This window comes from Paenibacillus sp. J31R109 (assembly GCF_059692055.1).
The window spans coordinates 111,268-120,073 of record NZ_JCAUAR010000020.1; the positions used below are offsets into that span (position 1 = coordinate 111,268).

Annotated in this window: 9 protein-coding genes; 8 read left to right on the top strand and 1 reads right to left on the bottom strand. The window is 42.9% G+C overall.

Annotated features, from left to right (window positions below; all coding sequences use genetic code 11):
• Positions 1-42 precede the first annotated feature (42 nt).
• Together AC58QT_RS31075 and AC58QT_RS31080 are read left to right on the top strand one after the other, a co-directional pair.
• Positions 43-753, top strand: coding sequence for an alpha/beta fold hydrolase (locus AC58QT_RS31075; protein WP_497412372.1), 711 nt, complete (start codon positions 43-45; stop codon positions 751-753).
• Positions 750-1,406, top strand: coding sequence for a M48 family metallopeptidase (locus AC58QT_RS31080; protein ID WP_497412373.1), 657 nt, complete (start codon positions 750-752; stop codon positions 1,404-1,406). Before AC58QT_RS31075 ends, AC58QT_RS31080 begins: the two co-directional genes overlap by 4 nt.
• 54 nt (positions 1,407-1,460) lie before the next feature.
• On the opposite strand, the gene AC58QT_RS31085 is transcribed toward AC58QT_RS31080, so the two are convergent.
• Complete coding sequence (locus tag AC58QT_RS31085) at positions 1,461-2,144, bottom strand: response regulator (RefSeq protein ID WP_497412374.1); 684 nt, start codon at positions 2,142-2,144, stop codon at positions 1,461-1,463.
• Positions 2,145-2,555: 411 nt separating this feature from the next.
• On the opposite strand from AC58QT_RS31085, the gene AC58QT_RS31090 reads away from it, so the two are divergent.
• The 6 genes from AC58QT_RS31090 to AC58QT_RS31115 all read left to right on the top strand — a co-directional run bounded on the left by AC58QT_RS31090 (position 2,556) and on the right by AC58QT_RS31115 (position 8,439).
• A complete protein-coding gene (locus tag AC58QT_RS31090) occupies positions 2,556-3,113 on the top strand; it encodes a DUF6155 family protein (protein WP_497412375.1) in 558 nt (185 codons plus the stop codon).
• A gap of 173 nt (positions 3,114-3,286) precedes the next feature.
• Complete coding sequence (locus AC58QT_RS31095) at positions 3,287-4,891, top strand: glycosyl hydrolase family 18 protein (protein WP_497412376.1); 1,605 nt, start codon at positions 3,287-3,289, stop codon at positions 4,889-4,891.
• Between the two features lie 92 nt (positions 4,892-4,983).
• The gene (locus AC58QT_RS31100; protein ID WP_497412377.1) at positions 4,984-5,241 is read left to right on the top strand and encodes a hypothetical protein; all 258 of its coding nucleotides are present in this window, start codon (positions 4,984-4,986) and stop codon (positions 5,239-5,241) included.
• Positions 5,238-5,510 (top strand): hypothetical protein, encoded by a 273-nt coding sequence (locus AC58QT_RS31105; RefSeq protein ID WP_497412378.1) that lies wholly within the window; start codon positions 5,238-5,240, stop codon positions 5,508-5,510. Before AC58QT_RS31100 ends, AC58QT_RS31105 begins: the two co-directional genes overlap by 4 nt.
• A 150-nt stretch (positions 5,511-5,660) precedes the next feature.
• A complete protein-coding gene (locus AC58QT_RS31110; RefSeq protein WP_497412379.1) occupies positions 5,661-6,131 on the top strand; it encodes a hypothetical protein in 471 nt (156 codons plus the stop codon).
• 160 nt (positions 6,132-6,291) lie between these two features.
• Positions 6,292-8,439: an ABC transporter transmembrane domain-containing protein gene (locus AC58QT_RS31115; protein ID WP_497412380.1), complete on the top strand. Its 2,148-nt coding sequence runs from the start codon at positions 6,292-6,294 to the stop codon at positions 8,437-8,439.
• Positions 8,440-8,806: the final 367 nt, after the last annotated feature.

Sequence of the window (8,806 nt, forward strand, 5' to 3'; positions counted from 1 at the left end):
TATAAGAAATAGCAAGTACTACCAACCTTCGGAGGCTCATACATGAAGAAATGGCTCAAAATAACACTGATTTCACTTCTTTCTCTCATTCTTGTAATCGCAGTGGCATTTCTAATCTATGCTTCTAGTTATTATCATGCGGTTGATGTTTCCAAGGATGCCTTAGTCAATGAAAAGACGATCACAACGGATGGCAAACTGACTATTCTGTCACCTTCAACACCGAGCGAGACAGGTTTCATTTTCTATCCAGGGGGGAAGGTTGAACATATTGCTTACTTACCTCTGCTTGAGAAGTTGCGTCAAAACGGGATAACTTGTGTGCTGGTGGATATGCCTTTTAACCTTGCGTTTTTTAATAGCAATGCCGCAGATGACGTGTTTGGCAAATTGCCCGAAATCAAAAACTGGTATATCGGTGGACATTCACTAGGCGGAGCAATGGCAAGCAATTACGCTGCTAAGCACCAAGATCAGATCAAGGGGCTAATATTGCTTGGCGCCTACATTTATGGTGACATTCCGCCAGCAAATGCGTTAACCGTATACGGCTCGCTTGATGGTGTACTGGATAAATCGAAGATCACCTACAAAGAGAACGTGTTCGTTATTGAAGGCGGCAATCATGGGCAATTTGGCAATTACGGCGCTCAAAAAGGCGATGGAACTGCGACGATTTCCAGTGAGCAGCAGCAACAGGAAACCGTTGATCACATCATTGAATTTATCAAAATGAAAGATAAAACCAAATGAAAATTGAACTCAATAACACAACCATTGACGTCAACGTCCAATATGCTATCCGTAAAAAACTATATATCCACATCGATGAAACAGGTTTCATTACGATCAAAGCGCCCAACGGCACCAGTGAAGAACAACTCATCGACGCTGTGCAACAACACAGCAAGTCTATTCTAGACAAGCTAGACGCCATCAACCGAGCTAGACAACCTATCCCCAAAGTTAGAGAATATGAAGACGAGGGCAAGTTCCTTCATCTTGGGAAATATTATTTCCTACACGAGTTAATTGAAACAAATGGTCTTTCGCAGGACGAGTTGAAAATTAACCTGAAGAAATTCTACTTCGCAAGCTGCAAGAAGGTCATAGCGGAACGAATCAAAACGTATCAAACCCAACTGAAAGTCAAACCCAAGAACATCGAAATCGATGAATCGAGAACAAAGTGGGGGAGCTGCAGCTCGGAGAAAAAGCTAACGTTTAATTATCGCTTAGCCATGGCACCGGTTGAAGTCATTGACTATGTCATCGTGCATGAGTTGTGTCATCTCTTGCATATGAACCACGATCGCTCCTTCTGGAGACGCGTAGGCAGTCTCATGCCGGATTTTAAAGAGAAGGAAGCATTCTTAGCCCGGTATGGTCAGGCCATGACGTTGTAACGTAAGACAACAAAGAGGAGCAAGGTTCCAAGAACCTTACTCCTTTTTTTTAACCTATACCAAATCATTCTCATGCAAATAAGCAATCGTTTCTGATCTTCCAGAGACATTCAGCTTCTTATAGATCACGCTTAAATAATTTTTCACAGTCCCCGTGGTCAAAAACAGGTCAGCAGCAATAGCTTGATTGGACTTCCCTTGTTTTAAATTCCTTAGTATATTTCGTTCTTGGGTAGATAAACCAGCAAGCTTGTCATCCTGTTGCTGCACTTCGCTAGACTTTTCTTCCAGAGCTCGCTCTTCACATTCCTCTGATGTACGCATTGCTTGAACAAGCCTCGACTGAATACTTAAGGGATATGTAATGCCGCCATCTAGACACACTTGAATGGTAGAGAGTATTTTCTTCGTCTCGACGCCTTTCACCAAATAGCCGCTGGCGCCGTGTCGTATCGCTTCCCAGATATAGGATTCATCCTCAAACGTGGTTAAAATAAGCACCTTGATCTCCGGGAATTCGGCTTTGATTCGTTTGGTAGTCTCTAGACCATCTAGTTTAGGCATATGGATATCCATCAGAACGAGTTGAGGACGATGAAGTTGTACTTGTTCAAGGGTGGCTATGCCATCCCCCGTTGTTGCTACGACGCTATATCCCTCCTCCATGCCTAGAATAGCGGCCAAACCATCCCGGATCAGGGGCTGGTCATCTGCGATTAGAATAGTTGTGTGAGACAATGCAATCACTCCTTCAAACGTTCCTCCTACATCTTCTACTCTTTCCTCATGGCAGCAAACTGCTATATTTTATTCATTTTACCATAAACATGACTTAAGTCATAGAAAACTGACATAAATCGACAGTCTAGTTGCGATTCTAGTGATTTTCTTCATCTTGGATAGGTCTTTGGGATCACTTATAATATAGGGAGAGGATTTATGAAATTCCGAGGGAGGCATGTCCAAATGTTGATGATATTGTGGAACGTACTAGGTGGCATTCTTCTAATCTTGAGTTTATATATGCCCATTCGAATGTTATTGGAACGTAACCCTGAGTAGGAGGGACTAAGATTTGAAGGGTGATATTCATCTTAGGAAGCAATATAATGGGGATGAGGAATTTTAAGCGAAAGGAAAAACATCGACATGCCCAAAATTTCATTGCCAGAGCTCAAGAAACAATTGAAAACATATAAACCAGAGGAACTCGTTTCAATTATTGTAGATTGCTACAAGTCTAGTGAGGATGTCAAAAAATATATCCACATGATGCTAGATCCAGAAAGTACGGAAGATCAATTATTTGAAGCAGCAAAAAAGAAGGTTTTGGTTCAATTTTACCCTGACCGTGGTGAGCCCAAACTCAAGTTTGCAGAGGCTAGGAAGGCCATTTCAGATTTCAATAAGCTCAGCAATAACCAAGTTAGAACGATAGAAATTATGGTTTACTATGTTGAGTTAGGTGTACAAATGACCAATGATTACGGGGATATGTACGAGTCCTTCTATAACAGCATGGTGTCTATGTATCAATCGGCCGTTCAAAAAGTCGCTACTGATGATAGCGGCGGGCTGTATCACATGTTCCGTGATAGATTAATACGTATTATGGAGAGAGCAGGGAATGTAGGTTGGGGATTCCAAGCGGGACTGGCTGATGTCTATTACCAACACGTTGGCGGATTTGATGAAGAAGAGGATTGAAATTTTTATTGGAATCCTACCACAAACAAACCGTCCTTAATCACACCAACTGTGATAGGGCGGTTTTTTCATTTTAACGTAACTAATCATGTGCCTAAAGCGTCTATTACTATGTTGCTAAAAAACTAATTCTAGCATTCGCAGATATAGTGGAGAGGAAGACGAAGTCTATTATGAAAAAGATAATCTTATTCGGCACGCTGTTTGTCCTATTGTTTGCAAATAACGCGTTTGCTTATGATGTGCAACTCAAGCCCTTTCAGGATGAAGAACAAGATTATGCCAAGGATCCGATTTATACACTATCCGCACTAGGTATTATTAACGGCTACGAGGATCAAACTTATCGTCCCAATAATGATTTGTCTAGAGAGGCTTTCGTTAAGTTACTCGTTATGGCAGGCAAAATAGAGAACAAAGCCGCCATTGGGCCTACTCCCGCAGATGTTACAAAGGATCGCTGGTCGGCACCTTATATTGCTGCTGTTCATGAACGGAAATGGTTAGATAACTTGATAGATCAAGCTGGTTTATTTCATCCAGAGCAGACGATTACTAGAGAAGAAGTTGCGATGCTCGTAGGGAAATCGTTGCTAGATTCCGAAAGCGAGAAGACACGCCAACAATGGCTAACTTCGGATTGGTTGAACGAGCGGATCGTTAGAGGTTTTAAAGATGATTCGGCAATGAACGAAGCTATGAAGCCATATGTGTATTATGCAGCGCATCGTGGCATTATGGAGGGAGATCAGGCGGGATTTAACCCGAAGGAGTCTTTGATACGCAAACAGGCTGCTGCTGTTATCTATCGTTTGATTGATAAGCGTATTGCCGAGCAAAAGATCGATGTCACAGGTTATTATGCGATCCAGTCCTATGCTGCGATTGAGCAAATGAATAAGCTTTCTCATGTCATATTAGGTTGGTCTAACTTGTCCTACAGTACTGCTGGCACAGCTTCATTGAATATCAACTCGACGGTTAATCGCGTGCCGAGTGGTTATGAAGAAGTCCTTGCTGCGGCGAATGCGGCTCAAATCACGAAGGAATTGATGGTTTTCTACGATGGCGCTAATTTAAAAGACTTCCTGAAAGATCAAGCGGCCCGGACGGCCTTTATGTCATCCTTGCTCCATACTTTGAAAGATTCAGCCTACTCGTTTACTGGGGTCAGCATAGATTTTGAAGGTTTGAAGGATGCGGCAAGTGCGGTGGACTATACCCAATTTCTTCAGGAGTTGAAAAGTCAGTTAGGTTCGCTTACATTGTCCGTAGCTGTTCCTCCAACCTATTATTACAAGGGTTATGATTTAAAAGAGATCGGTAAGCTAGCCGATACGGTTATTCTTATGGCTTATGATTTCACATATGACGATAACATGCTGCCATCGGCTCCGTTACCTTTAGTGAACGATACGGTGATGGCAGCGTTGCAATCCATACCGAAGGAGAAGCTGGTTCTTGGCATTTCCAAACAAGCTAACCAGTGGATAACTACATCTGGCGTAACTGGATCAGCCCTTAATCCAGCTATTGCAGATGTTGAGAAAAGGCTGGCGATGCCAGGTGTGGATGCTGCTTGGGCTATGCCTTATTTCTTGAAGAAAGCTACATTCGCAGACGAGCGAGGCAGCCATGTGTTGTACTACGAAGACTCGCAGAGCATAGCCAAGAAAATTTGGCTCGCAAAATTCTATGATCTGCAAGGTGTTTCCTTATGGTATATGGGGAACTATACGAAATCGGATTGGGAGCAAGTTGGAGAGCTGGGTTCATGAACCTAGCTCCTTTTTAAAAAGGGATACAGCAGCATTGAAATATAGATGTATGTTATACTAACTAAAACTGATTATTTAAGGGGCTGTGTGATATGAAGTGGTCTGAAATTTGCTCTCATTACCCCAGTCGTTTTGTTTTAGTAGAAGCCATCAAAGCAGTTTCTAAGAATCGCTTACGTACAATTGAAGAAATGACAGTTGTAGAAGAGTTTGATAATCCAAACCAGGCTTGGGATGGGTATAAACTTCACCATAAGGAGAACCCTGAACGTGAATTTTATGTCTTTCACACTAGTAAGCAAGAAATAGAAGTGATTGAGGAATTCTTTTCTGGGATTCGCAACTCATGATGGAGCTTCGTATTGAGAATGGGTTGCCTGTAGTTACATTTTCACTGACTTATCAAGAACGATTACTTGAAATGAGGAACGTATTATTTGATACAGGATGTAAAAATGTAATTGATTTAGAAATAGGAAACTTTATTCTTCCATCTTTTAAATTACAATTAGGTAAGACAAGAGAGCCCTACGGTTTTGATGGCATACTAGGTATAGATTTTATAACTGCTGTTGGTTTGAGAGTTGACTTTAAAGAACTAAGAATTGATTTCATTTAACCCCTACTTCGACGTGAGTGCATTCAAAAGAGAAGAAATAGAAGAAGCACTCCACCCAGCCTCTTTTATCCCCAAAACCATCTCCCGTCTAGCACAAACAACCCTACATGCTCATTTAATATTACAAAGAGTAGTAGGAGGTTGTCCGTTATGTCAGATAAGGATGAATGTGAGAAAATATCAATCTATGTTACCAATGATTTTCTGCCGCAGTTCGTGGATGATAACTCTTTTGTTCCATTGGTAGTTAATTTGAATAGTGCACAGCATGGTTGTGGCATCGTTTTTGACCCGGGGACGGATACCCTCACAATCAAAAAATCCAGATTATTTCAATGTCAATTCACGATTCAACTTTCAAACGTGGCATTTCCGCCTCCAAGTAATCCGAATCCACTGGTTCGCTTTGAGGTGAGAAGGAATGGGGGAACCCTAGTCTCGTCGCAGACCAATTTCAATGCCAATAGCTTGGATACGATCTATGTGACTTCCACGTTGTTCACGGAATATTTCCGTTTTGGGGACAAGATTCAGCTTATCTTTGCTCAGCCAGCCCCTATCCCTAGCGGTTCCGTGTTGCGAATTGATTTTGCTAGCTTAACAATAATTGAAATTTCATAGTCTGCAGTGAGGCTTCATCCACAGTGATGAGGTTTTATTTTTTTTATTTAATAAGGTTAAGGAAATCATTCCCGGGCACAAATCAGATATGGTAAACTATAGGTATTAGGAACTAATCCTCGTATCCCATCTACTATATGAAAAGGCGCTGAAACCCTTCATGCTCTATTTGTACCGATCCGTGTTGAAATACCTAACGAGCAGCAAAAAAATATTCGCTGTGTTTCTAGTAGCTCTCCTATTTGAACTTAGTTTTGAGTACTTTACCTCATTAAGTATCAAATATTTAATTGACGATGCGATCACGCCTCGCAATATGACCATTTTTTTCGGGCTACTGTCGGCTTTGCTGATAGGCGGGGTGCTGAATTTATTGATTGGTGTCGGCGGCGATTATGCGATGTCCAAATTAAACGAGACCATTCTCATCGGGCTGCGCAAGGATCTCTACGAACAGACGCAGAAGCTTTCTGCTCATTTTTTCTCGCGGTATCGGATCGGGGATATTGTCGCGCGGTTCACCATGGATATTCCAGCGGTAGAGCATGCGATGATGCAGACGTTTTCGACGCTTATTTTGGCTAGCCTCAGCATGGTGGTGGGGACCGTCATTTTGTTTGTATTAGAGTGGAAATTGGCGCTTGTGGCGTTTGTTGGAATTGTCTTCATGTTCGTCCCGCAAAAACTGCTCAATAAACGCGCACAGCGCTACAACGAGGAGTACGTTGGGATCGTAGAGGCATTTTCAAATAATATGGATGAGGAAATGAAGGCTTTTAAGGTCATTCGCGGCTTTCAACTGCAGGAGTCTATGAAAAATAGATTCAACAAGCAACTGCAAGTCTGGTTTCGTCTAGGGGTGAAGCGAAGCTTCATTAATTCTAATCTTGAGCGTCTTCCGATCATGGTGTTATCCGTTGTTAACGTGATTATCCTTGGTTTAGGGGGTTATTTCACGTTCCAAGGGACGATGACGATCGGGGATTTAATCGCCTTTTATTCGGTTTTTGATACGGTGGGCGTATCTGTGATTCAATTCATGGAGGTCGTGCCTGATCTAATTGAGGGGGAGGTTGGCATACGACGAATTAACGAAGTACTGGAGATCAAGCCAGATTTGGATGATGATGAGCAGGCTTCTCGGTATCCCTCGTTGGCCAACGAGATTAAGTTCGATAATGTCACCTTCGGTTATACCGAGACGCATCCTGTTATTCAGAATCTAAGCTTATCCATTCCCGTGGGCAGCTATGTGGCATTGGTGGGTCCGAGTGGTTCAGGCAAAAGCACGCTGCTCCAACTGCTCATGCGCTTCTATGATCCGCAAAAAGGCTCCATCCAAGTGGATGACCTTGATCTTCGTAAGATTCAGTTGTCTTCGTTGCTTACGCAAGCTGGTGTTATTTTTCAAGAACCTTATCTATTCAATACGACGATACGCGACAATCTACTGATCGGTCATCCCGATGCCACCGAGGAGGAGCTTCATGAAGTCACGCTTGCGGTCGGTGTTCACGAGGCGATAATGCAAATGTCGAATGGCTACGATACATGGATTGAAAATGATGGGGCCAATCTGTCCGTTAGTCAGCGGCACCGGATCTCGATTGCGCGCGCATTGCTGCGTTCGAACGAACTGACATTCATGGACGAAGTAGCGGCTTCTCTTGATCCCGAGTCAGAGATAGCACTGAATGAGACCATTACTCAGACTAATCAAGGGCGTACCGTTGTAGCGGTTTCGCATCGTTTGAAGACTGTTTCACATGCGGATCTCATCTATTTCATCCATGAGGGGAAAGTGATCGAATACGGAACCCATCAGGAGTTGTTAGAGCGACAAGGGGCCTATCACAGTCTGTGGCAAAAGCAGCAAGGCTTCCAACTCTCCCACACAGGAGAAGTAGTTGTTAAAGTCGAACGCTTGCGACAGATGCCATTCTTTACATATATGAACGAAGACCTGTTGCACGAGATTAAGGATTTACTGATGACGGAGAAAATAACTAGTGGGCAGCATGTTTTCCGGCAAGGTGAAGCGGGTAATAAATTGTACATCATTGTAAGGGGCAAAGTGGAAGTGTCGAAAAGGAATGCCCAAGGCGAGAACATAAGGGTCGCTGTTCTTCAGGATGGAGACCATTTCGGAGAGATCGCTTTGCTGAAGGATGCGCCCCGCAATGCCAACATTACGGCGTTAACGGATTGTACGCTGCTCTCGCTTACACGTAAGCAATTGTTGCCTCTGCTGGATCGCTACGGAGATATGAAGGCGAAATTGAATCAGTCTTTGTCGGAGCGGAGTTAATTGAAGGTGAAGGAGGGGATAGAATTAATTTTGAAATGGAAAAATAAAACATTGCATTCCTTGTCGAAACCATGCTATATTATCACTCCGGCCGCAAGACAGGCTGGCGAGAGTAACTGAAAATAACTCGAAAAAAAGTAGTTGCACATTAAAAGTAAACATGGTATATTACTTCTCGCTGCTTCGGTAACACGGTAGCGAACGAAAGAAATTGATCTTTGAAAACTGAACAACGAGTGAGTAAGCACAGTCGAGCAATCGACTATAAATGAGATTGCAAAATCTCGCTAGCTTCAAATGAGCAAGTCATCTTTCTATTATGGAGAGTTTGATCCTGGCTCAGGACGAACGCTGGCGGCGTGCCTAA

Excerpts from the sequence above, each read along its gene's own strand:
- AC58QT_RS31075 (WP_497412372.1), top strand. The coding sequence starts at position 43 with ATGAAGAAATGGCTCAAAATAACACTGATTTCACTTCTTTCTCTCATT.
- AC58QT_RS31080 (WP_497412373.1), top strand. The coding sequence starts at position 750 with ATGAAAATTGAACTCAATAACACAACCATTGACGTCAACGTCCAATAT.
- AC58QT_RS31090 (WP_497412375.1), top strand. The coding sequence starts at position 2,556 with ATGCCCAAAATTTCATTGCCAGAGCTCAAGAAACAATTGAAAACATAT.
- AC58QT_RS31095 (WP_497412376.1), top strand. The coding sequence starts at position 3,287 with ATGAAAAAGATAATCTTATTCGGCACGCTGTTTGTCCTATTGTTTGCA.
- AC58QT_RS31100 (WP_497412377.1), top strand. The coding sequence starts at position 4,984 with ATGAAGTGGTCTGAAATTTGCTCTCATTACCCCAGTCGTTTTGTTTTA.
- AC58QT_RS31105 (WP_497412378.1), top strand. The coding sequence starts at position 5,238 with ATGATGGAGCTTCGTATTGAGAATGGGTTGCCTGTAGTTACATTTTCA.
- AC58QT_RS31110 (WP_497412379.1), top strand. The coding sequence starts at position 5,661 with ATGTCAGATAAGGATGAATGTGAGAAAATATCAATCTATGTTACCAAT.
- AC58QT_RS31115 (WP_497412380.1), top strand. The coding sequence starts at position 6,292 with ATGCTCTATTTGTACCGATCCGTGTTGAAATACCTAACGAGCAGCAAA.